The following is a 21856-nucleotide window of genomic DNA, read 5'->3' as shown; positions in this document are numbered from 1 at the left end:
GCGCAGCCGCGCGCTCCGACCGTCCACCCGCCACGCCCCCAGGAGCTCTCCGTGTCCGTGCTCGATCCCATCACCCATGCCCTCGCGGCCGTCGTCGCCACCGCCCACTCCGCCGCCACCGGGCTCGGCGCCGCCCCCGACGGGGTCGGCGCCTGGCTGGTCGCACTCGTCTCCGTCGTCGTCACCGTGCGCCTCCTGCTCCTGCCGCTCGTCGTGCGCGGCGTCAAGCAGGCCCACGCCGCCGCCCGCGCTCGGCCCCACCTCGCCGAGGTGCAGAAGAAGTTCCGTGACGCCCAGGAGAAGGCGCGCGCCAAGGGCGGGGCGGGATCGCGCCCCGACCCCGAGGCCCTGCGCGAGCTGATGGAGGAGCGTCGCCGGATCTCCACCGAGCACGGCGTCTCCCGGCTCGGGTGCCTGCCCATGCTGCTCCAGATGCCGATCTGGATCGGCCTCTACCACCTCATCGGTGGCGCCGCCCGCGGCCGTGCGATCGGCGCCCTCGACGCCGGCCTCGTCGCCTCGCTCGGTGCCGCGACCCTCGCCGGCGTACCGCTGGCCGACCACGGCTACCTCGGAGCCGGCACCGGCCACCTCGCCGTCGTCGCCCTCCTCGCCGGTGCCGCCGCGCTGCTGTCCTTCGTCACGCAGCACTTCCTCGTGCTGCCGAACATGGTGCTCACCGACGCACCAGAGGCCGTGGTCAGCGCGCAGCGGATGATGCCGCTGCTGTCCGCCGGCGGCATGCTCGTCGCCGCGTCCGTCGTACCCGTCGCCCTGCTCGTCTACTGGGTCGTCAACGCCGCCTGGACCTGCGCCCAGTCAGCCGTCGTCTGGCGCTGGTTCCCGACGCCGGGTTCCCCGGCCGCCCTCCGGCACGGGGCTCCCAGCGCGTCCGTGCCCGGCGTGGCCTGACGGCGGGGTACGGCGCTCGTGCGCCCTGGAGCTGCATCCGTTCCGCAGGACGCGGATGTGCATGCGCGGGCATGCTGCGCCGCCCGGCCACGGGGTGTGGGCGGGCGGCGGTGTGCGCGTCGCTCAGGTGGCGTCTGGTTCTCGCCCTGGCTCGGCTGGTGGCCAGGGGCGGGTGCCGTCGCGGTCGGCACCGAGTTGTCACGTACGCAGCGACGTGTCCTCACTCGCGCCACGGCGTACATGACAACTCGACACCCCCGACCCGCGCCGTACGACCCAGCTCGACGCCCCCGCCGCGCCGTACGGGCGAGCTCGACGCGCTATCCCAGCGGTCCGCCGGCGCCGAAGGCGGCAGCGGCGAAGCGCCCGCCGATGAGGCGGTGGGTGGCGGCGTCGGGGTGCAGTCCGTCGGGCAGGGGCAGGCGCTGGGCGTCGGCCTCGCCGTACAGGACCGTCCCGTCGAGGTACGCCAGGTGCGGGTCGTCGCCGGAGCGCTGGGCGACGACCGCCGCGAGCTGCTCGCGGACCACCCGCAGCGTGAGCCGGCCCCGTGCCACCTCGGCCGGGTCGCCGGTCGCGACGAACCGCACGCGGCCCTCCCGGGCCGCCTCCATGTCCGGCATCGCCGGACCGGGCGTGTCCTCGTGGATCCCGCAGAAGATCGACGACACGACGAGCAACGGCGTCGTCGGGTGGCCCTCGCGGATGGTGTCGAGGAACCCGTGCACCGCCGGCGCGAGCGCCCGCAGCCGCATCAGGTCGGCGTTCACGAGGTTGATCCCGAGCTTCACGCTGATCGCGTCCGCCGGCAGGTCCCGCATCGCCCGGGCGGTCGACGGGTCGAGCAGCGCGCTGCCGCCGAACCCCAGGTTGAGCAGGTCGACGTCCGCGAGCGCCGCCGCCACCGCGGGCCAGGTGCCCGTCGGGGTGGCCGCGTTGGAGCCGTGGCTGATCGAGCTGCCGTGGTGCAGCCAGCGGCGCCGCCCGTCCACCGGCACCGGGGCGACCGGGGCGTCGGCCCGCAGCGCCACCAGCTCGGTCTGCTCGTCGTGCGGCAGCCAGACCTCGACGTCCCGCACGCCCGGACCACCGGGCAGCCCCGCGAACCGCACGACCCCGGCGCCGCCGTCGCTCCGCGTCATCGTGCCGGCGCCCATGTCGATGGAGAGGACGTCACCACCGCCGACCGAGCCCGACGCGACGACCGCGCCGCCGACGACGACCTCGTAGACGCCGTCGGGGCGCGGCGGCACCCCGACGTACACCCGCTTCGTCGCCCGCGCCTCGAGCTCGAGGACGGTGGCCGCCGTGCGCAGCGCGAGCCGCACCCCCGACGGCTGCGCCTCGACCATCAGCAGCTGCGGGTCGGGCAGCCGGACGCGGGCCCACGCCGGCAGGCGGTGCGGCAGCAGGCCGCCCCGCGGGGTGTGCTCCACCTCGACCGCACCGCGCAGGTGCTCGGGCGTCAGCGGTACGTCGTGCAGGCCGGTCATGCGTCCTCCGGACGGGTCCAGGTCGTGAGGAGGGCGTCGAGCGCGGCGACGGCGCGGTGCCAGGACTGCTCGGCCGGCGGGTCGCTGTGGTCGAACGACCCACCCAGCTCGAGGCTGACGAACCCGTGGAGCAGCGCACCGACCAGCCGTACGGCGTGGTTGGCGTCCTCGTCGGGCACCGCGTAGCCGCGGAGCAGCGCCCGCGTGGTCGCGGCGTACCGCGGGCCGGCGCTGCTCGCGGCCTCTGCGGGTTCGAGCGGCATCCGCATCGCGGCGTACCGGCCCGGGTGGGCGCGCGCGTAGGCGCGGAACGCCGTGGCGTACGCCGCGAGCGCCTCCCCGCCGGCACGACCGGCGACCGCCTCGGCCGTGGCGTCGGCGAGCCCGGCGAGCGCGAGGTGCGCGATGCGCACCTGCAGGTCCCGCACCCCGCCGACGTGCGCGTAGACGCTCGCCTGCTGGACGCCGAGCCGCTTGGCGACCGCCGTGACCGTCAGCGCCGCGAAGCCCACCTCGTCGGCGAGCTCGGCACCAGCTGCGGTGACGCGGTCGGCGGTCAGTCCGACACGAGGCACGGGACACCCCTCCCCGTCCGGCACCGTGCCGGACGGGGAGGAGCATGCAATTTCCTATGCCTCATAGGCAAATCCCTACAACCACTCAGGGGCCGAGGACCTCCGCCGCCTTCACCTCGCCGTGCGCGTCCTGGATCGCGTCGGCCAGGCGCGCCTGGTCGTGGGCCGGCACGCCGATGCCGGCCTCGTCGAACCCCTTGGTCAGCTCCTCGGCCACCGTGCCCTCGGTCGCCCCGTCCTGCCAGGAGCTCACGCGGTCCACGACCGCCTGGATGGTCTCGATCTGCTCGTCGGTGTAGTCGCTCATGCTGCGACGGTACCCACGACCCGCCAGGGCACCGGGCGGCTTGTGCGGCCCTGGGTACCGTCGCTGCATGGACGCCGACATCGCCCTCATCGTGGACGGGGAGCGGCGCGCCGTCACCGTCGACACCCGCACGACGCTGCTCGACGCGCTGCGCGAACGCCTCGGCGCGACCCAGCCGAAGAAGGGCTGCGACCACGGGCAGTGCGGGTCGTGCACCGTGCTGCTCGACGGCCGTCGCCACCTCACCTGCCTCGCCCTGGCCGTCGCCCACGACGGCGCGGAGATCGTCACCGCGGGCGGCCTCGGCGGCCCCGGCGGCCCCGGCAGCCTCGGCAGCCCGGACGGCGCCCTCCACCCCGTGCAGCAGGCGTTCCTCGACCACGACGGCTTCCAGTGCGGCTACTGCACCCCCGGTCAGGTCTGCTCGGCCGTCGGCGTGCTCGACGAGCTGCGCGCCGGTCACCCCAGCCTGGTCACCGAGGACCTCGCGGCCGAGGACCCCACCGGCAGCGACGACGAGATCCGCGAACGCATGAGCGGCAACCTGTGCCGCTGCGGCGCCTATGCGGGCATACTCGCCGCGGTGCGCCAGGCGGGCACGCAGGAGGCCCGGGCATGAAGGAGCTGACCTACCACCGCGCGACCGACGCAGCCGAGGCCGTCGCCCTCGTGGCCGCCGACAGCGACGCCCGCTTCCTCGGCGGCGGCACCAACCTGGTCGACCACCTCAAGCTCGGCGTCGCCCGACCGGGGACCCTCGTCGACGTGTCGCGGCTCCCCCTCGACGCCGTCGAGGAGCTCCCCGACGGCGGGCTGCGCATCGGGGCCGCCGTCCGCAACAGCGACCTGGCGGCGCACCCCGTCGTGCGTCGCGGCTTCCCCGCCGTCGCCCGCGCGCTGCTGGCCGGCGCCTCCGGGCAGATCCGGCACCAGGCCACCACGGCAGGCAACCTGCTCCAGCGCACGCGCTGCGTCTACTTCCAGGACGTCACCACCCCCTGCAACAAGCGCGAGCCCGGCTCGGGATGCTCCGCGCTCGGGGGCTACGGCCGCTACAACGCGGTCCTCGGCGCGAGCGAGGCGTGCGTGGCCACCCACCCCTCCGACCTCGCCGTCGCGCTCACGGCGCTCGACGCCGTCGCCGTGGTGCTCGGCCCCGACGGCGAGCGGCGCATCCCCCTGACCGAGCTGCACCGGCTCCCCGGCCACCACCCGGAGCGCGACACCGTGCTCGACCACGGCGACCTCGTCACCGCCGTCGAGCTGCCGGGCAGCGCGGTCGCCCCCGCCTCGACCTACGCCAAGGCCCGCGACCGCGCCTCCTACGCGTTCGCGCTCGTCTCCGTCGCCGCGGCCGTCGACCTCGACGGCGACGTGGTCCGCGACGTCCGCCTCGCGTGGGGCGGGGTCGCGCACCGCCCCTGGCGGGCGTACGTCGCGGAGGAGGCCCTCCGCGGCGCCGTGCTCACCGAGGAGACAGCGCGGGAGGCGGCTGCGGCCGAGCTCGCGGCGGCGACGACGACCGACCAGACGGCGTACAAGGTGGCGATGGTGCGGAACCTGACGGCCCACACGCTCCTGCGGCTCGCGGGCGGTGCCCGATGAGCGCCGACATCGTGACCCAGCTCGTCCCGGACGTCGTCGACGCCCGGGCCATGGGGCGGCACCTCGACCGCCAGGACGGCGTCGAGAAGGTGACGGGGGCCGCGACGTACGCGGTCGAGCACCCGGTGGAGGGCGAGGTCCTGCACGCCTGGCTGGTCACGTCCACGACCGCCCGCGGCCGGGTGCTGCGGGTGGACGCGAGCGACGCCCTCGACCACCCGGGCGTGCTCCGCGTGCTCGACCACGAGAGCGCACCCCGGCTCGCCGACACCGAGGACCGCGAGCTCACCGTGCTGCAGGACGACCGGATCGCCTTCCGCGGGCAGATCGTCGCGCTCGTGGTGGCCACCTCGTCGGAGGCCGCCCGCGAGGGGGCGCTCCTGGTGCGCGTGCACCAGGACGAGGAGCCGGCCGAGGTCGTGTTCGACGAGCACAGCGCCACCTACGCCCCCGAGGAGGTCAACGCGGGCGCCGAGACGGACACGGAGGTCGGTGACCCCGACGCCGCGTTCGCGTCGGCGCCGGTGGTCATCGACGCCACCTACGTCACGCCGCACGAGTTCAACAGCCCGATGGAGCCCCACGCCGCGACCGCGACGTGGGACGGCGCGCTGCTCACGCTCCACGACTCCACCCAGGCGGTGCACGCGGTGCGCACGACCCTCGCGCCCGTCCTGGGGCTGGCGCCGGAGCAGGTGCGCGTGCTCGCGCCGTACGTCGGCGGCGGCTTCGGCAGCAAGGGTCTCCCCCACGCCCCCGAGGTGGCGGTGGCGCTCGCCGCGCTCGCCCTGCCCGGCCGTCCGGTGCGTCTCGCGGTGACGCGGCAGCAGATGTTCGCGCTGACCGGCTACCGCACGGCCACCCGCTCGCGCGTGCGCCTCGGCGCGGAGCCCGACGGCACGCTCCTCGTGGTCCGCCACGACGCGTCCTCCCAGACGTCGCGCATCAAGGAGTTCGCCGAGCAGTCCGCCACCGCGGCCCGCATGATGTACGCCGCGCCCCACCGCGCCACGACCCACAGGGTGGCCGCGCTCGACGTCCCCGTGCCGTCCTGGATGCGCGCCCCCGGCGAGATGCCCGGCATGCACGCCCAGGAGGTGGCGCTGGACGAGCTCGCGGTGGCCGCCGGCATCGACCCGATCGACCTCCGGGAACGCAACGAGCCGGAGGTCGACCCGGAGAGCGGGCGGCCGTTCAACGGACGCCGCCTCGTCGAGTGCCTCCGCGTCGGCGCGGACCGGTTCGGCTGGTCGGGACGGCCGGCCGAGGCCCGCGCCCGCGCCGAGGGCGACTGGTGGGTCGGCACGGGGGTCGCGTCGGCGACGTACCCCATGCTCTTCTCCCCGGGCAACACCGCCCGCATCCGCTCGCTGGGCGAGGGCCGGTACGGCGTCGACGTCGGCGCGGTCGACCTCGGCACCGGCGCCCGCACCGTGCTGGTGCAGATCGCCGCCGACGCGCTCCAGGTCGCGCCCGACTGCATCGACCTCGCGATCGGCGACACCGACCTCCCGTTCGCCACGGTCGCGGGCGGGTCGTCCGGCACGTCGTCGTGGGGCAGCGCCATCGCCGCGGCCGCCCAGCAGTTCCGGCACGACCACGGCAGCTCCCCCGACCCCGGGCTGCACACGACCGCGGCGAGCGGGGCGTACGCCGACACCGAGGGCCACGCGATGCACTCCTTCGGCGCGGTGTTCGCCGAGGCGCGGGTGCACCGCTGGACCGGGGAGGTGCGGGTCTCCCGGCTGCACGGTGTCTACTCCGTCGGCCGCGTCATCAACCCCATGACGGCGCGCTCCCAGCTGCTGGGCGCCCTGACCATGGGACTGTCCGCGGCCCTGCACGAGGAGGGGTGGCGCGACCCGCGCACGGGTCACGTCGTCACGCAGGACCTCGCGACCTACCACGTGGCGGCGCACGCCGACGTGCGGGACCTGCAGGCGGAGTGGCTGGAGGAGGAGGACCACCTCGCCACGCCGATGGGATCACGCGGGATCGGGGAGATCGGGATCGTCGGCACCTCGGCCGCCATCGCGAACGCGACCTTCCACGCCACCGGGGTGCGGGTGCGGTCGCTGCCGCTCACCGCGGACCACTTCCTCGACGCCTGAACCGACACCCACCCGACGCCGGACAACGCTACCCTGCGGGCCATGCCCCCGACGCGCGACCTGGTCCTCCTGCGCCACGGGAAGTCGGACTGGTCGACGGGATCGCCCGACCGCGAGCGGCCCGTCGGCCGTCGCGGTCGACGGCAGGCCGCCGAGGCCGGGGCGTGGCTCGCCGCCCACGGACCGCGCCTCGACCTCGCGCTCGTCTCCCCCGCCGTGCGGGCGACGACGACCTGGGACCTCGCGGCCGCCCACCTCGCGACCCCGCCGGCGCTGGTGCTGCACGAGCGCGTCTACACGTTCGACGCCGGGCACCTCGCCGCGCTGGTCGCGGGCCTCGACGACGACCACCACGCCGTGGTCGTCGTCGGCCACGACCCCGGCCTCACCGACCTCGCCTCCACCCTGGCGGGCAGGGACGTCGAGATGCCCACGTCCGCCCTGGCCTGGCTGCGCTGGGAGGGCAGGTGGGACGAGGTGCACGTGCACGCGCGGTTCGGCTCGGCGACCCTGCGTGCGGCCGGGCGCCCGCCCGCGCAGCCCGAGCCTCCCGACCTCAGGGCCTGAGCACCCGCTCCCGCCCGGGCTCGGCTCGGGCGATGCCGCGCAGGTGTACCTCGTCGGGACCGTCGAAGATGCGCATGGCGCGGTGCCAGCCGTACATCATCGCCAGGGGCACGTCGTCGCTGATGCCGGCGCCGCCGTGCACCTGGATGGCGCGGTCGATGACCTCGAGCGCCGCCCGCGGGACGGCGACCTTGGCCATGGAGACGAGCGAGGCGGCGGCCTTGTTGCCGTGGGCGTCGATGACCGCCGCAGCGTGCTGGCAGAGCAGCCGGGCCTGGTCGATGGCGATCCGCGACTCGGCGATGTCGCGCTGGACCATGCCCTGCTCCGCGAGCGGCTTGCCGAACGCGACGCGGCTCGTGGCGCGGCGTACCAGCAGGTCGAGCGCCCGCTCGGCGGCGCCCAGCGCACGCATGCAGTGGTGGATCCGACCGGGACCGAGACGCGCCTGCGCCAGCGCGAACCCCGCACCCTCCTCCCCCAGCACGGACGTCGCGGGCACCCGTACGTCGCGGAGCAGCACCTCGCAGTGACCGTGCTGGTCGTGGCGGCCGAACACCGGCAGGTCCCGCACGATCTCCACCCCCGGGGTGTCGGTCGGGACGAGCACCATCGACTGCTGGCGGTGCTTGGCGGCCTCCGGGTCGGTCTTGCCCATGACGACGAGCAGGGCACACCGTGGGTCTGCGGCGCCGGAGGTCCACCACTTGCGCCCGTTGATCACGTACTCGTCGCCGTCGCGCTCGATGCGCGTCTCGATGTTGGTGGCGTCGCTGCTGGCGACCGCCTTCTCCGTCATCGCGAACGCCGACCGGATCGTGCCCTCAAGCAGCGGGCGGAGCCACTGCGCCTGCTGCTCGGGCGTGCCGAACATGTGGAGCAGCTCCATGTTGCCGGTGTCGGGCGCGGCCCCGTTGGTGGCCTCGGGAGCCAGCTCGAGGCTCCAGCCGGTGATCTCGGCGAGACCGGCGTAGTCGAGCTGGCTGATGCGACCGACGTCGGGCAGGAACAGGTTCCACAGGCCGCGGCGGCGCGCCTCGGACTTGAGGGTCTCCAGCACCGGCGCCGGGGTGTGGTCCTGGGGGCCGACCGCGTGGCGGAACGCGTGGTAGTCCGCCTCCGCCGGGAACACGTGCTCGTTCATGAACTCCACGAGCGAGGCCCGCAGCTCGCGCGCCCGCGGCGACGGGGTCAGGTCGAGACCGGCGACGTCGAACGGGTCGTCGGTGGCGCCGGGGGCGGTCACGCCGCCCCCTCCTCGCGGTCCGCCGGGCGGCGGTCCACGACGGTCACGGCGTCCTCGACCGCGGCCCGCTCGGTGCGGAACCCGTTGGCCGGGTGGTCGAGGTCGGCACGCCCGAGGGAGATGCCGCAGACGATGACCCGGTCCTCCGGGAGGTCGAGGAAGGACCGCACGGCGTCCGAGTACATCGCCAGCGCCGCCTGGGCACACGTGGCGAGCCCCAGCGAGGTGGCCGCGTGGGTCAGGGTCGCGACGTACCCGCCGCAGTCGATCGCGCCGTACGTGCCCTGGAGCCGGTCGCTCGTCACGATCGCGACGTGCGGCGCTCCGAAGAACTCGAAGTTGCGCAGCATCTGGGCGCCGCGGGCCGCGGTGTCCTCCCGCGCGATGCCGAGGCTCTCGTAGAGCGCGAAGCCCGACGCGCGGCGGCGCTCCTGGTAGACGCCCTCGTACCGCTCCGGCGTCGGGAGGTCCGAGGTGCCGGCCGCGCTGGTCACCGCGGCCGCCAGGTGGGCCGCGAGCCCGTCGCGCGCCTCGCCCGTGACGAGGTGCACCTGCCAGGGCTGGGTGTTGCACCACGACGGGGTGCGCTGGGCCAGGCGGAACAGCTGGTCGAGCACCTCCGGCTCGACCGGCTCGGGCAGGAACGCGCGGCAGCTGAAGCGGTCCTCGAGCACCTGCGCGAAGGTGGGATCGGTGGCGTGGGTCACGAGGACACCTTGCCCCACCCGTGCCCCGGGCGACAGCACCCCACCCCGTCGGAGGGGTCTCAGCCCGCGGCGCTCGGCAGGTGGTCGGCCCGGAGCTCGGCCGGGACGAGGCGCTCGAGGCCCCACAGGTCCTCGAGGTCGGGCTGCTCGTCGGGCGCGGCCACGATCGCCGCCAGCTCGTCGTAGGCCGACCCACCCAGCTCGGGGCCGATCAGCACGAGCTCGGTGCCGGCCCGCCGGCCCGGCGCGCCCGGTGCACCCGGGGTGACGCGCACGTGCCGTCCGACCCGGTGGACCGTCCAGCGGGACGTCGCGCCGGGCACGTCGATGGTCACGAACCCCTTGATGCGGAACGCCTCGGGCACCCCCTCGGCCAGGAACGCGGCAAGACGGCGGGGGTGGAGAGGGGTCGCGCTGGTCCAGCTCACGGACCGGTACGCCGCGTGCAGGTGCTCGTTGGCACCCGCCCGGATGTCGCCCAGCGTGAGCTGCCGCTCCGGGTCGTGCCGCAGGTCGAAGAGCAGGGTCGGGTCGAGCGCCCCGTGCACGGCGGTCGTCACCGGTCGCCCGGGCAGGAGGACGCGCAGGCGGGCGCGCAGCCGCGCGAGGTGCCCCGCGTCGACGCGGTCGGTCTTGGTGAGCACGACGAGGTCCGCGTGGACCAGCTGGCCGTGCCGTTCCCCGCCCTCGGCGAGATCGGCGAGGTCGGGCGCCACGTGCTCGGCGTCGAGGAGCACGACCAGGCCACCGAACCGCGCGCGGCGCGACAGGCTGGTGGTCACGCGGTGGACGAGCGCGACCGGGTCCGCCACCCCGCTGGCCTCGACGACCACGACGTCGATGCCCGCTCGCGGCGCGGTCAGCCGCGCGACGAACTCCGCCACGGCGCCGTCGTCGGTGGCGCAGCACAGGCAGCCGCCGCTCGCGGAGAAGAGCATGTCGGCCTGGCCCGCCACGAGGAGGCCGTCGACGTCGATGTCGCCGAAGTCGTTGACGATCACGCCGACGCGCGTGTCGGCGCTGTGGCTGAGGAGGTGGTTCACGAGCGTCGTCTTGCCGGCGCCCAACGGGCCGGCGACGACGAGGACGGGGACGAGGTCGGTCACGGCCGACCTCCTTCCCCGCTCAGACGACGGCGCGCTTCTTCAGCTTGCGGCGCTCGCGCTCGGACAGACCGCCCCAGATCCCGAAGCGCTCGTCGTTCATCAACGCGTACTCCAGGCACTCGTCCCGCACCTCACACGTGAGACAGACCTTCTTGGCCTCGCGCGTGGATCCGCCCTTCTCAGGGAAGAACGCCTCCGGGTCGGTCTGCGCGCAGAGCGCACGCTCCTGCCAGCCCGGTTCCCCGGCGTCTCCGTCAACGAGATTGAGCTCGATCAACGCCACCCGCCCCTTCCCCGGTTCCTCGACCCATTCGGCACACCTCGGCGACGTCGATACGTCACCGTCGGCCGCACCCCGGCTCCTGCTGGTTCTCCACTTCGGCCGACGCCGTCGCGTCTGAAGGGAAAGAACACTGTGGGAATTACATGCCTGTCGTACCCGTAAGTCAAGCCCGCCGTGTGTTACAAGCAGTCTGCTATTGAGCCCGGTTCACGGGCGCGCGGACCCGTCCGGCAGGGTGGTCCCATGAGCCCGACGCCCCCCACCCTGCAGCGGATCACCGTCCTCTCCGGAGGCATGGGCGGCGCCCGCTTCCTGCAGGGCCTGCTCCACGGTCTCGCAGGAGGCCAGGTGCCCGGCGGGTCGGAGGCCACGGAGGTGACCGTGGTGGCCAACACCGCGGACGACATCTGGGTCCACGGCCTCAAGGTCTGCCCGGACCTCGACACCGTCATGTACACCCTCGGGGACGGCATCGACCCCGGCCGCGGGTGGGGTCGGCGCGAGGAGACCTGGAGCGTCAAGACCGAGCTCGCGGCGTACGGCGTCGAGCCCACCTGGTTCGGGCTCGGCGACCGCGACGTCGCCACCCACCTCGTGCGCACGCAGATGCTGGCGGCGGGCTACCCGCTCTCCGACGTCACCACCGCCCTGTGCCGCCGCTGGCTGACGCCCCTCGGCGCGCGCCTGCGCCTGCTGCCGATGACGGACGACCGGGTCGAGACCCACGTGGCGATCGCCGACCCCGACGCGCCGAGCGGACGGAGGGTCGTGCACTTCCAGGAGTACTGGATCCGCCTGCGCGCCGAGGTGCCCGCCGAGACGGTCGTCGTGGTGGGGCTGGACACGTCCACGCCCGCCCCGGGCGTCCTCGACGCGATCGCGCAGGCCGACCTCGTCGTGCTGCCCCCGTCGAACCCGGTCGTCTCGGTGGGCACCATCCTCGGCGTACCGGGGGTGCGCGACGCCGTCGCCGCCACCGACGCGCGCGTCGTGGGCCTCTCCCCCATCGTCGGCGACGGTCCGGTGCGCGGCATGGCCCGCCAGATGCTCGAGTCGATCGGCGTCGAGGTGTCGGCGGGCGCGGTGGGTCGGCACTACGGCGCCCGCGGCCCCGGCAGCACGGGCGTGCTCGACGCGTGGCTGATCGACGAGCGCGACGCGGCCCAGCTCCCCGCGCTCGAGGCCGCCGGCCTCCGCTCCCGCGCGGTGCCGCTGATGATGACCGACCACGACGCGACGGCCCGCATGGCCGCCGCCGCCGTCGAGGCGGCCTTCGCGGGGACCGCGTCGTGAACGGGCTCGAGGTGCTGGCTCCGGACGGCATCGGCGAGGTCGAGGCCGGCACCGACCTGGCCGCGCTCGTCGTCGCCCACCTCGCCCCGCGCGACGGCGACGTCGTCGTCGTCACCAGCAAGGCGGTCGCCAAGGCCGAGGGACGGGTCGTGACCTCCGACCGCGAGTCCGTCATCGACGACGAGACCGTCCGGGTGGTCGCCCGCCGCGGCCCCACCCGCATCGCGCGCACGCGCCACGGGCTCACGCTGGCCGCGGCCGGCGTCGACAACTCCAACGTCGTCGCGGGCAGCGTCGTCCCCCTCCCCCACGACCCGGACGCGTCGGCCCGGGCGCTGCGCGCGGAGGTACGCCGCCGCACCGGCGCCGTCGTCGGCGTGGTCGTCACGGACACGGCCGGGCGGGCGTGGCGCGAGGGGCAGACGGACATCGCCGTCGGCGCCGCCGGTCTCCGGGTGCTCGACGACCACGCCGGCCGCGTCGACTCCTACGGCAACCCCCTCGCCGTCACGGCCCCGGCCGTCGCGGACGAGATCGCCTCCGCCGCCGAGCTCGCCCAGGGCAAGCTCGGCGGGCGCCCCCTCGCGCTCCTGCGCGGCCGCGCCGACCTCGTGCTCCCCGCCGACGAGGACGGGCCCGGGGCCGCGGGCCTGGTGCGCGCGCCCGAGCGCGACATGTTCGGGTACGGCGCGCGCGAGGCCGTCGTCGCCGCCCTGGCGGCCCAGGTGGACGAGGCCGAGCTGCGGGACGGGTTCGGCGGTCCCGCCGCCCCCGCCGACGTGGCCGACGCGTTGACGCGGGTGCTCGCCGTGCCGGTCCTCGTCGACGACGCGGGAGTCGCCGCGCCCGTCGCCGACCTCCACGCCGCGCGGGCCTCCCTCGACGCGCTGACCCGGGTCCTCGGCTGGTCGTGGGAGCCTGTCGGGACGGCGGAGGTCCGCTTCGTCCGGGGTAGTCCGTAAACTCCCCTCTCGTGCGCCGTCGTCGGTGCACGCCGACCTGCCCTCGTCCCGACCCCGTGAGGATTGCCAGACCGTGGCGAAGACCCCGAGCAACGACCGTGCCGCCAAGGCCAAGAAGCAGCTCAAGGCGCACCAGCGCGCCGAGCGGCGCGGCAGCTTCATGATCGTCGGCGTGTGCGCCGTGGTCGCCCTGCTCATCGTCGGTGCGGCGGCGTACCGGCCCGTCATGAACTGGTGGGACCTGCGCAAGTTCGACGACATCGACCTCGCCAGCATCGGCGCCCCGGCCACGGTCTGCGGCCCGGAGATGGTGATCCCGGCGACGGGTGAGCAGGACCACCGCGACTCCGGCTCGATCGAGTACACGACGTCGCCCCCGATCTTCGGCCCCCACCGGTCGGTGCCCGCGGCCATGGAGCGCAAGTTCTACGGCTGGGACGACCGCTCCGAGCTCGAGCAGCTCGTGCACAACTCCGAGCACGGCTACACGTTCCTCTGGTACGACCAGACGGTCGCGGACGACGCGGACGAGGTCAACGAGATCGAGGGCATCGGCAAGAAGCTGCAGGGCACCGACAACTTCCGCCTCAAGTTCAAGGCCGTGCCGTGGTACGGCGCGGACGAGGCCGAGGGCGACCAGAACGAGTGGGCGACCGACATGCAGGCCGGTATGGAGCAGGTCGCGGAGCTGACCGGCAACGAGGCCCCCGAGCTCGAGGGCGGCGTGCACGTGGCGCTGACCCACTGGGCGATCGACCCGGAGCCCGCGGTCGGCGACGCGCCGGAGCTCGTCGCCCCGACGGCCGAGGGCGAGGAGCAGCCCACGAGCTACGGCGTGATCCAGTACTGCAGCGCCCCCAGCGGCGAGGCGCTCAAGGAGTTCATGCTCCGCTGGCCCTACACCAACTCCACGGAGCCCAACGCCATGTGAGCCCCGCACCGCCCGCCCGAGAGCCCCGGCCGCCACGGCCGGGGCTCTCGGGCTTCCGGGACGGCTGCGAAGATGACGACGTGACCGTCTCCTCGCGCCGCCCCGCCGTCTTCCCCGACCTGCTGGCCGGTCTCGTGGCCGCCGACGCCGGGCGCCCCCTCGTGACCTGGTACGCCCACGACGACTCCGGGGTGACGTCCGAGCGCGTCGAGCTCTCCGTCGTGACCTACGCCAACTGGGTCGCGAAGACCGCCGGCCTGCTCACCGACGCGCTCGACCTCGAGCGTGGCGACACGCTGCTCGTCGACCTGCCGACGCACTGGCTGGCGCCCGTGGCGTGGGGGGCGGCGTGGTCCGCCGGCCTGGTGGTCGCCCAGCCCGGTGACGCAGCGGCAGCCGCAGCCGACGCCGTGCTGTGCGGTCCCGCCTCCCTCGAGCGCTGGGCCCCCGAGGCCGACGACCGGGTCGTCGTCGCCGCCGCGCTCACGCCCCTCGCCCGCCCGTTCCCCGCGGGCGTGCCGAGCGGCGTCCACGACCTCGGCGTCGAGGTGTGGGGCCAGCCGGACGGGTACGTCGCGCTCGATCCCCCCACCGCCGACGACGCCGCGCTGCCGGACGTCAGCCAGGCCGAGCTCCTCGGCGGCACGCCCGGCTCCGTGGCGTCCCCCGGCGGCCGGGTGCTGCTCACCGGGCTGGCGGAGCGGGCCGCGTTGCGGCGTACGGTCGCGGTCCTGGCGGCCGGCGGCTCCGTTGTGCTCGTGGACGACGACGCGCCGCTCGCCCCGTGGTGGGACGAGCGGCGCGCGGTCATCGAGCGTGACGAGCGGATCAGCCCAGCGACGTGATGCCCTTCGACGGCTCGGCGATGGTGCGGTTGGTGATGACGCGGCCGGCGGCGTCGAACTGCAGGAGCCGCAGGATGCCCGAGGCCTTGTGCCGCAGCACGATGTCGGTCGTCGTCTTGCCGGTGAGGGACGCCGTCGCGGTCACGAGGTCGTAGGCGCTCAGGTCGCTGCCGCGGAAGTACCAGAACTCGTCCATCGCCTTGCTCGCGGAGAGCGGCGCCTTGAAGCCCGTCGCCCCGTTGCCCGGGAAGATCGTCGGCTTGCCGGCCGCGTCGCGCCCGTAGAAGTCGGGCAGGCCGTCGCCCGTCACGTCACCGACGAACCGGAGCTTCGTCACCGAGCCGAAGCCCGAGCCGAGCGCCACGCCGGGGGCGAACTGGCCCTTGCCGTCGCCCCGCCACAGGGACAGCGCGCCGTCGGGGGCCCGGGTGACGATGTCGCCCTTGCCGTCCTTGTTCCAGTCGCCGACGTTGAAGACCGCGGTGCCGTTGGGCACGACGATGTTGGTGGCCTTGGCGGCGTAGTGGTCGACCGTGCCGGCGTGCGGCACGATGTAGACGGTGTCACCGATCCGTCCGAGCAGGTCGCTCGCGCTGCTGCCCTTCAGGTTGCCCGCGCTGCTGATCTCGCGGAACTTGCCACCCCCGGAGAGGGGACCCCGGGTGGGGCCGAACCGCGCGTTGCCGCCGTTGTAGGGCATCAGGTAGAGCGAGCCGCTCGTGAGCCGCAGGAGGAGGTCGGGCCTGCCGTCGGCGTTGACGTCGCCCCAGCCGCCCATCGCCGCGACCGCGGAGAAGTCGCCGGGCACCGACTTGCGGGTGCCGACCACGAACTGGCGCTCGTTGCCGTTGCGGCGCACGCCGGTCGGGAGCACCCACATCTTGCCGGAGGTGTCCTTCGCGATGATGTCGCGCACCCCGTCGCCGGTGACGTCGCCGATGACCGTGAAGAGCTGGTAGGCCCTCCAGTCGCGGGCGATGGAGACCGCGGAGAACTTCCCGTTGCCGTTGCCGCGGTAGAGGATCGTCTGACCGGTCGCCTTGAACCGGGCGATGAGGTCGTTCTTGCCGTCGCCGTCGAGGTCCCCGACCCCGATGAGGTTCTCGGTGCCCTTGAACATGCCCGGGCTGATGCTCCGCGGCGAGCCGAACTTCCCGGCCTCGGCCGTGCCCGGGTAGAGCAGGGCGTGGCCACGGCTGTCCACCACGACCATGTCCTGGCGGCCGTCACCGGTGAGGTCCGGCGAGATCGTCACGCCCTGGGCCCCGGGGAACGTGCCGACCGCGATGCGCGCGCCGTACGCGTTGAGCCCGCCGGTGGGCAGGATCCAGACGCGGCCGTCGGCCTGGCGGAAGACGAGGTCGGGCCGGTCGTTGCCGATCAGGTTGGACTTCGTGATCGCCGGACGGGACGCGTTGCTGCCCGGGGTCGGCGCCGGCGTCGGGCTCGTGGAACCGCCCGACGTCTGGATGCGCTTCGCCTCGGTGCGGATCCAGCCCAGCTTCGCGTAGAGGTACTTGCCCGGGCACGCCGTCTGGCCGCCGTCGCGGTGGCCGATGATCGCCGGGTAGCGGTCGCCACCGAAGCTCTGCGTCGAGGTGGCGTCGATGCCGTGGATCTTCAGCTTCCACGCGATGAGGTGGGCGATCGAGTTGAGCATCACCTGGGTCGGCTGCGCGGTCTCGTAGTTGCCGATCGCGCTGATGCCGAAGGTGTAGTCGTTGTAGGCGGAGATGTGCGCTCCGCGGACGGCCTTGGTGATCCCGCCGTAGCGGCCCTCCCACAGGCGGCCGAACTTGTCGACGAGGAAGTTGTAGCCGATGTCGGACCAGCCCTGGGACTTCACGTGGTAGGCGTAGATGCCCCGGATGATCCCCGGCACCTGGTCGGCCGTGTAGTTGTTCGCGTTCACCGTGTGGTGGATGACGGCGCCCTTGACGGCGGCGTAGCGCGGCGAGCCGTCGCGCATGCCCTCGTCGGCACCCCACTGGGCGCGGGAGTAGATCGACGGCTGCGACACACCGCTCGCGGCGGCCTGCAGCGCGATGGTGTCGTCGGCGGGCGCGGCACTGGTGTCGGCGCTGTCGCCCTCGCCCTCCGTCGTGGTGGCGCTCGGGTCGGCGGTCGCGTCGGGCGCGGCGTACTCCGGCGCCTCCTCGACGACGTCCGACGTGCCCGGGTCGATGACAGCGACCGTGAGGTCGGCCGGGAGCCCGCCCGGGGCCGTCACCTGCACCTGGGCCTCGTCGACCTCGCCCACGAACACCAGCTCCGTGCCGGGGCGCGCGTCGGCCTCCTCGCCGCTCCCGGCGTCCGCGTTCTCCGCGGCGGTCGCGGCCTCCTCCTCCTCGGCCTCGTACGGCATCGTCTCCCAGTCGCTCCACGTGCCGTCGGTGGCCGTGCGCACGAGGAAGGTGATCGCGTCGCCCGCGACGGGGGTCGCCGGGTCCCAGGTGACGCCCACGGCACCGAAGCCCGTGACGGGCTGAGGGTCGCTGAGCAGCTCGGTCGTCACCCCGGGGAGCGCGAGGCCGTCCGCGTCGGTCGTCGCAGGCGCGGTGGGCTCCTGGGTGGGCTCCTGGGTGGGCTCCTGGGTGGGCTCCCCGGTCGGCTGCTCCGACTCCGGCGCGGGGGCGCGCTGGGCGTCGGGGGCCTCCGGGGTCGCCGAGGGCTCCGGGGACTCCGGGGACCCCGTCGCCTCGGGAGCGGTCGGCTCGGCGGGGACCGCGTCCTGCGTCGCCGTCAGGGCCACCTCCTCGACCGTCGACTCGACCGGAGCCGACTCGACGGGGGCCTCGTCGCCGGGTCCGGCGGCGATGGGCATCGTCGGCGCGACCTCCGGCGAGTGGGAGATGTCGAGGGAGACGACGTTGGCCGCGGGTGCGAGCACGGCGGCCACCGCGAGGAGCGTCAGCGCCTGCTGGCAGACGCTGACGTATCGAGACTTGCTGGCTGACATCGAGAGGGCTCCTGCGCGCGACGGGGGAAGTTGTTCACACGAGACGTCGGCCATCACACACGTCACATGAGTAACAGGCAAGCCGAACGCGAGAACTACAACGGTGTGATTATCAAGCCGCCACGCCGCGCACTTCCGAGATCATTCGTCAAACTGAGCCCGATCGGGCTGTGACACGCCGGCAGGGCCCCGTTTTCGTACCCCTCAGCCATCGGCAGGGGCCCCCCGGATCCGAGGCGAACGTGTCGCGCGCCACCTCGGGTCGGCGAGGGCACACCGTCCCCGGGCGCGCGAAATGTGCGGATGGGACGTGCCCGACACGGATCAGGCCGCACCAACCGCACACTGCTCGCGCCCGCACGACCGACCGCCACCCGGCCCGGCGAGGGCACGCCGCCCCCGGGGAGCGCGAAATGTGCGGACGGGACCTGCCCGACACGGATCAGGCCGCACCAACCGCACACTGCACGTGCCCGCGCGACCGACCGCCACCCGACCCGGCGAACCCGCACCGCCCCACCCCCAGGGGGCACAAAATGTGCGGACGGGACCTGCCCGACACGGATCAGGCCGCACCAACCGCACACTGCTCGCGCCCGCGCGACCGACCGCCACCCGGCCCGGCGAGGGCACGCCGCCCCCGGGGAGCGCGAAATGTGCGGACGGGACGCGCCCGACACGGATCAGGCCGCACCAACCGCACACTGCTCGCGCCCGCGCGACCGACCGCCACCCGGCCCGGCGAGGGCACACCGTCCCCGGGGAGCGCGAAATGTGCGGATGGGACATGCCCAGCACGGATCAGGCCGCACCTACCGCACACAACGCGGTCACCAGCGCCGCCGCGGGCCGATCCGCGCCGTACCGGCCGTCGCCACCCACCGTCCGGCGACCGCCGGCGCGGCGGATCAGCAGGCCGATCCCAGGTCGCTCGTCTCGTTCGCGGAGTAGCCCTCGTCGCGCGAGCCGATCGAGCCACCCGTCACGGTCTCGGGAGCCGCGGCCTCGCCACCGCCCGACCCGCCCGAGCCACCCGAGCCACCAGAGCCCGAGCCGGAGCCGTCCGTCGCCGGCGCCTCGGCCTCCTCGGTCGCGGGGGCGTCGTCGGCCGCGCCCGCGTCGCCCGCCAGCCCGTCGGCGATCATCTGGTGCACGACGTCCATGTCCGGGTCGGCGGTGTTCACGGCCGGGGGCACGATCGAGACGGTCGAGATGGGCTCGTTGCGCGCCTTGAGCGCCAGGTCCACGAAGCGGTCGACCTCGCCGGGCGGGATGCTGGTCTCGAGCATGTTGGCGCCCGCGTCGGCGATCTGGCCGAAGCTGGTCAGGACCGTCGTCGGGTCCATCTGCTGCAGCATCGCGCTCATGACGCACTTCTGGCGGGCCATGCGGGAGTAGTCGTCGGAGTCCGCGCGGGACCGCGCGAACCAGAGGGCGCGGTAGCCGTCGAGCTGCTGCACGCCGGGCTCGATGTAGCCCGAGATCGGGGCACCGACGCCACCGATCGGGATGCGGCCGCGGACGTTGAGCTCGACACCGCCGACGGCGTCGACGAGGTCCTCGAAGCCGCGCATGTCGACCATCGCCCAGTAGTTGACGTCGAGGTCGGTGACGCCCTCGACGGCGGAGATCGTCGCGTCCATGCCGGCGTCGAAGAGCTCGTCGTGGCTGGAGCCCGACGAGAGCCCGAAGAGGTCGGGGTGGTCGGTCGCCCAGGTCGTGACGCCGTTGAGGTAGCAGCCCTCGCAGTCGAAGCCGTCGGGGAACTGCTCGTCCATCACGGAGCCCTCGCGGAACGGGAACCGCTGCATGTTGCGGGGCAGCGAGATGAGCACGGTGCGGCCCGACTCCTCGTCGATGCTCGCCACCGTCATCGAGTCGGCCCGGAGCCCGATCCGTCCCTCCCCCGCGTCGGCCCCGATGAGCAGCACGTTGTAGCGACCGGCGGTCGGCTCGGTGACCTCCTCCCCCGTGAACACACTGGTGACGAAGCCGCGACCGACCTCGATCGCGTGGGCGGAGAAGAGCAGGCCGCCGACCACCGAGAAGCAGAGGACGCCGTTGAGGGTGACCAGCGCGACCCGCTGGCGGCGCTGCAGGGCACCCGGCGCCGCGATCCGCCACGCGTCGATGAACAGCGCGGCCCAGCCGACGGCCAGCACGACCAGCACGAGCCGGATGATGCCGAGGAGGTCCATGTTGGCCCCGAGCTTGAGGAGCAGGCCGTTCCAGACCGACGCGACGAGCGCCACCAGGAGCACGAGGGCCAGCAGCCCGAGCCACACCCGGAGCGCCATCCGTCCGACCCGCTTGTTGCCGGCGACCAGCTGGGCCGATCCCGGGAGCACCAGCGTCATCAGCAGCAGCGTCAGGGCGCGCCGCAGGTGCACGCCCTGGGCGCGCTCGCTGGTGGACCGGCCGGCCCGTACGGCGCGGGGAGCGCGCGCGCCGCGAGCCCGCGTGGCGTCGTCCGGGGTCGCCGGTCCCCGCACGGGGCGCGGACGCGACGGTGCCGAGGGGTCGGTGGGGGACATGGCAGACCTTTCTCGTCGGGGAAGAGACGTCGGCTGCGTGCTGCATCCCACCAGCCACACCGGTCCCAGCGGTGACGCCACGCCGGAGCACCGCGCGGTAGCGTCCCCCTCATGTCAGACGGTCAGTCCGGCGGCCGCCCCCGCGAGGGCACGCCCGAGTACGAATGGCTCTACGGCTCCGGCGGCAGCCGGGGCCCGCAGCCGACGGAGCCGCGCCGCCGGGCCGCCCGGGACGAGGACGAGGCCACGCGGCTGATGGCCGCGGGGGGTGACGACGGGCTCTACCCCGCTCCCCCGCCGCCCGAGCGTCCGCAGGGTCGCCGTCGCTCCGCCCCACCGCCCCGTACGCCGCAGGGCCCGCCCGCGCCGCCTCCGGGACCGCCCCCGGGTCGTGCGCCCGGCCACCCCGCCGCCGGCCGGCCCCGCCGTCGCCGCCGCTTCCCCGTCCTCCGGGTGCTGATGCTGCTCCTCGTGCTGTGGCTCGTCTTCCTCGTCGCCGTGCCGATCTGGGCGTGGAACAACGTCGAGCGGATCGACGCGATGCCGACGGGCGACCGGCCCGGTGAGCAGCCGGGCACGACCTACCTCGTGGTCGGCAGCGACTCGCGCGCCGGGCTCAGCGAGGAGGAGCGCCGCACGCTCGGCACCGGTGACGTCGGCGGTGACCGCACCGACACGATCATCATGATCCACACGGGTGGTGGCGAGCCGGTCGTCGTGTCGTTCCCCCGCGACACCTTCGTCGACCTGCCCGACGGCGGCTCGAGCAAGATCAACGCCGTCTTCGCCGAGGGCGGCGGCGGGGACGACGGCGCGCAGTACCTGGTGGAGACGATCGAGCAGAACACCGGGATCCGCATCGACCACTACGCCGAGATCGGGATGGGTGGCGTCGCGCAGGTCGTCGACGCCATCGGCGGGATCGAGATCTGCCCGGAGGACGCCATCAAGGACGACGGGGCGCACCTCGACATCCCGGCCGGCTGCCAGGAGGTCGACGGCACCACGGCCCTCAACTACTCCCGAGCCCGCTGCTCCAAGAACGGGCCCCCGGAGTGCCCCCTCGTCCGCTCCGACCTCGACCGCGTGCAGAACCAGCGCGAGGTGGTGTCGGCGGTGGGCAGCAAGGCCGCCAACCCGCTCAACGTGCTGCTGCCGTGGCGCTACGTGGGGCTCAACGTCGCCGCGACCTCCTTCATCGCCGTCGACGAGCAGACGAACGTGGTGGAGGCGGCCCGCATGGGCCTCGCCCTGCGGGCCATCGGCGGGGGCGCCCGCAACTGCACCGTGCCCCTCGCCGACTCGTCCGCCGAGTCGTGGGACGAGGCGCGCTCCACGGCCCTCTTCGAGGCGATCGCCACGAACGAGACCGACAGCATCACCGACGACCTCTGCACCGCGACCGGACTGGAGCCCTGAT

General features: G+C 74.3%; 19 protein-coding genes. 10 read left to right on the top strand and 9 right to left on the bottom strand.

Features of this window, described 5'->3' with window-relative positions; all coding sequences use genetic code 11:
- Positions 1-51: 51 nt before the first annotated feature.
- Positions 52-912: a membrane protein insertase YidC gene (gene yidC, locus G3T38_RS02190; RefSeq protein ID WP_163770408.1), complete on the top strand. Its 861-nt coding sequence runs from the start codon at positions 52-54 to the stop codon at positions 910-912.
- Between the two features lie 320 nt (positions 913-1232).
- Here yidC and G3T38_RS02185 read toward each other — a convergent pair whose 3' ends face one another.
- The 3 genes from G3T38_RS02185 to G3T38_RS02175 form a co-directional block, all read right to left on the bottom strand.
- Complete coding sequence (locus tag G3T38_RS02185; protein ID WP_163770407.1) at positions 1233-2405, bottom strand: SGNH/GDSL hydrolase family protein; 1173 nt, start codon at positions 2403-2405, stop codon at positions 1233-1235.
- A complete protein-coding gene (locus tag G3T38_RS02180) occupies positions 2402-2980 on the bottom strand; it encodes a WHG domain-containing protein (protein WP_163770406.1) in 579 nt (192 codons plus the stop codon). The genes G3T38_RS02185 and G3T38_RS02180 overlap by 4 nt, the downstream gene beginning before the upstream one ends.
- Before the next feature lie 85 nt (positions 2981-3065).
- Positions 3066-3287, bottom strand: a complete 222-nt coding sequence (locus G3T38_RS02175; RefSeq protein ID WP_163770405.1) for a hypothetical protein — start codon at positions 3285-3287, stop codon at positions 3066-3068.
- 67 nt (positions 3288-3354) lie between these two features.
- Between G3T38_RS02175 and G3T38_RS02170 the strand changes: the two genes are divergently transcribed.
- From G3T38_RS02170 to G3T38_RS02155, 4 genes are read left to right on the top strand one after another with little or no spacing between them, the layout of a single operon-like run.
- Positions 3355-3906, top strand: coding sequence for a 2Fe-2S iron-sulfur cluster-binding protein (locus G3T38_RS02170; protein ID WP_163770404.1), 552 nt, complete (start codon positions 3355-3357; stop codon positions 3904-3906).
- Positions 3903-4892, top strand: coding sequence for an FAD binding domain-containing protein (locus G3T38_RS02165; RefSeq protein ID WP_163770403.1), 990 nt, complete (start codon positions 3903-3905; stop codon positions 4890-4892). The genes G3T38_RS02170 and G3T38_RS02165 overlap by 4 nt, the downstream gene beginning before the upstream one ends.
- Positions 4889-7003: a xanthine dehydrogenase family protein molybdopterin-binding subunit gene (locus G3T38_RS02160; protein ID WP_163770402.1), complete on the top strand. Its 2115-nt coding sequence runs from the start codon at positions 4889-4891 to the stop codon at positions 7001-7003. The genes G3T38_RS02165 and G3T38_RS02160 overlap by 4 nt, the downstream gene beginning before the upstream one ends.
- 42 nt (positions 7004-7045) lie before the next feature.
- Positions 7046-7570, top strand: a complete 525-nt coding sequence (locus tag G3T38_RS02155) for a SixA phosphatase family protein (RefSeq protein WP_163770401.1) — start codon at positions 7046-7048, stop codon at positions 7568-7570.
- Here the strand turns inward: G3T38_RS02155 and G3T38_RS02150 are convergent.
- The 4 genes from G3T38_RS02150 to G3T38_RS02135 are packed head-to-tail and all read right to left on the bottom strand — an operon-like array spanning position 7560 to position 10912.
- Positions 7560-8816, bottom strand: coding sequence for an acyl-CoA dehydrogenase family protein (locus G3T38_RS02150; protein WP_163770400.1), 1257 nt, complete (start codon positions 8814-8816; stop codon positions 7560-7562). The two genes, G3T38_RS02155 and G3T38_RS02150, sit on opposite strands and share 11 nt — an antisense overlap.
- On the bottom strand, positions 8813-9523 hold the full coding sequence (locus G3T38_RS02145) for a nitroreductase family protein (RefSeq protein ID WP_163770399.1): 711 nt from the start codon (positions 9521-9523) through the stop codon (positions 8813-8815). The genes G3T38_RS02150 and G3T38_RS02145 overlap by 4 nt, the downstream gene beginning before the upstream one ends.
- Positions 9524-9582: 59 nt before the next feature.
- Positions 9583-10629 carry a GTP-binding protein gene (locus G3T38_RS22445; RefSeq protein WP_163770398.1) on the bottom strand — a complete coding sequence of 349 codons (1047 nt, stop codon included), beginning with the start codon at positions 10627-10629 and terminating at the stop codon, positions 9583-9585.
- A 19-nt stretch (positions 10630-10648) separates the two neighbouring features.
- Positions 10649-10912, bottom strand: a complete 264-nt coding sequence (locus G3T38_RS02135) for a WhiB family transcriptional regulator (protein ID WP_373459441.1) — start codon at positions 10910-10912, stop codon at positions 10649-10651.
- A 243-nt stretch (positions 10913-11155) separates the two neighbouring features.
- On the opposite strand from G3T38_RS02135, the gene cofD reads away from it, so the two are divergent.
- The 4 genes from cofD to G3T38_RS02115 all read left to right on the top strand — a co-directional run bounded on the left by cofD (position 11156) and on the right by G3T38_RS02115 (position 14943).
- Positions 11156-12205 carry a 2-phospho-L-lactate transferase gene (cofD, locus tag G3T38_RS02130; protein ID WP_163770397.1) on the top strand — a complete coding sequence of 350 codons (1050 nt, stop codon included), beginning with the start codon at positions 11156-11158 and terminating at the stop codon, positions 12203-12205.
- A complete protein-coding gene (locus tag G3T38_RS02125; protein WP_163770396.1) occupies positions 12202-13167 on the top strand; it encodes a coenzyme F420-0:L-glutamate ligase in 966 nt (321 codons plus the stop codon). The genes cofD and G3T38_RS02125 overlap by 4 nt, the downstream gene beginning before the upstream one ends.
- A 73-nt stretch (positions 13168-13240) precedes the next feature.
- Positions 13241-14098, top strand: a complete 858-nt coding sequence (locus G3T38_RS02120; RefSeq protein ID WP_338037409.1) for a DUF3105 domain-containing protein — start codon at positions 13241-13243, stop codon at positions 14096-14098.
- Between the two features lie 80 nt (positions 14099-14178).
- Positions 14179-14943 (top strand): TIGR03089 family protein, encoded by a 765-nt coding sequence (locus G3T38_RS02115; protein WP_163770395.1) that lies wholly within the window; start codon positions 14179-14181, stop codon positions 14941-14943.
- Here G3T38_RS02115 and G3T38_RS02110 read toward each other — a convergent pair.
- Positions 14927-17902, bottom strand: coding sequence for an FG-GAP-like repeat-containing protein (locus tag G3T38_RS02110; RefSeq protein WP_163770394.1), 2976 nt, complete (start codon positions 17900-17902; stop codon positions 14927-14929). The genes G3T38_RS02115 and G3T38_RS02110 overlap by 17 nt on opposite strands.
- A 908-nt stretch (positions 17903-18810) precedes the next feature.
- Entirely contained in the window at positions 18811-20436 is a 1626-nt protein-coding gene (locus G3T38_RS02105) for an LCP family protein (RefSeq protein ID WP_163770393.1), read from the bottom strand.
- Positions 20437-20547: 111 nt separating this feature from the next.
- Here G3T38_RS02105 and G3T38_RS02100 point away from each other — a divergent pair, with 111 nt between their 5' ends.
- Positions 20548-21855 (top strand): LCP family protein, encoded by a 1308-nt coding sequence (locus G3T38_RS02100; RefSeq protein ID WP_163770392.1) that lies wholly within the window; start codon positions 20548-20550, stop codon positions 21853-21855.
- Position 21856 lies beyond the last annotated feature (1 nt).

Source organism: Nocardioides zeae (assembly GCF_010686755.1).
Lineage (GTDB): Bacteria > Actinomycetota > Actinomycetes > Propionibacteriales > Nocardioidaceae > Nocardioides > Nocardioides zeae.
This window is presented reverse-complemented; position numbering and strand designations above follow the sequence as displayed.

Bases quoted from the DNA above. Each gene is read 5' to 3' on its own strand.
- G3T38_RS02110 (WP_163770394.1), bottom strand. From the start codon at position 17,902: ATGTCAGCCAGCAAGTCTCGATACGTCAGCGTCTGCCAGCAGGCGCTG.
- G3T38_RS02105 (WP_163770393.1), bottom strand. From the start codon at position 20,436: ATGTCCCCCACCGACCCCTCGGCACCGTCGCGTCCGCGCCCCGTGCGG.
- G3T38_RS02165 (WP_163770403.1), top strand. From the start codon at position 3,903: ATGAAGGAGCTGACCTACCACCGCGCGACCGACGCAGCCGAGGCCGTC.
- cofD (WP_163770397.1), top strand. From the start codon at position 11,156: ATGAGCCCGACGCCCCCCACCCTGCAGCGGATCACCGTCCTCTCCGGA.
- G3T38_RS02160 (WP_163770402.1), top strand. From the start codon at position 4,889: ATGAGCGCCGACATCGTGACCCAGCTCGTCCCGGACGTCGTCGACGCC.
- G3T38_RS02185 (WP_163770407.1), bottom strand. From the start codon at position 2,405: ATGACCGGCCTGCACGACGTACCGCTGACGCCCGAGCACCTGCGCGGT.
- G3T38_RS02175 (WP_163770405.1), bottom strand. From the start codon at position 3,287: ATGAGCGACTACACCGACGAGCAGATCGAGACCATCCAGGCGGTCGTG.
- G3T38_RS02155 (WP_163770401.1), top strand. From the start codon at position 7,046: ATGCCCCCGACGCGCGACCTGGTCCTCCTGCGCCACGGGAAGTCGGAC.
- G3T38_RS02170 (WP_163770404.1), top strand. From the start codon at position 3,355: ATGGACGCCGACATCGCCCTCATCGTGGACGGGGAGCGGCGCGCCGTC.
- G3T38_RS02100 (WP_163770392.1), top strand. From the start codon at position 20,548: ATGTCAGACGGTCAGTCCGGCGGCCGCCCCCGCGAGGGCACGCCCGAG.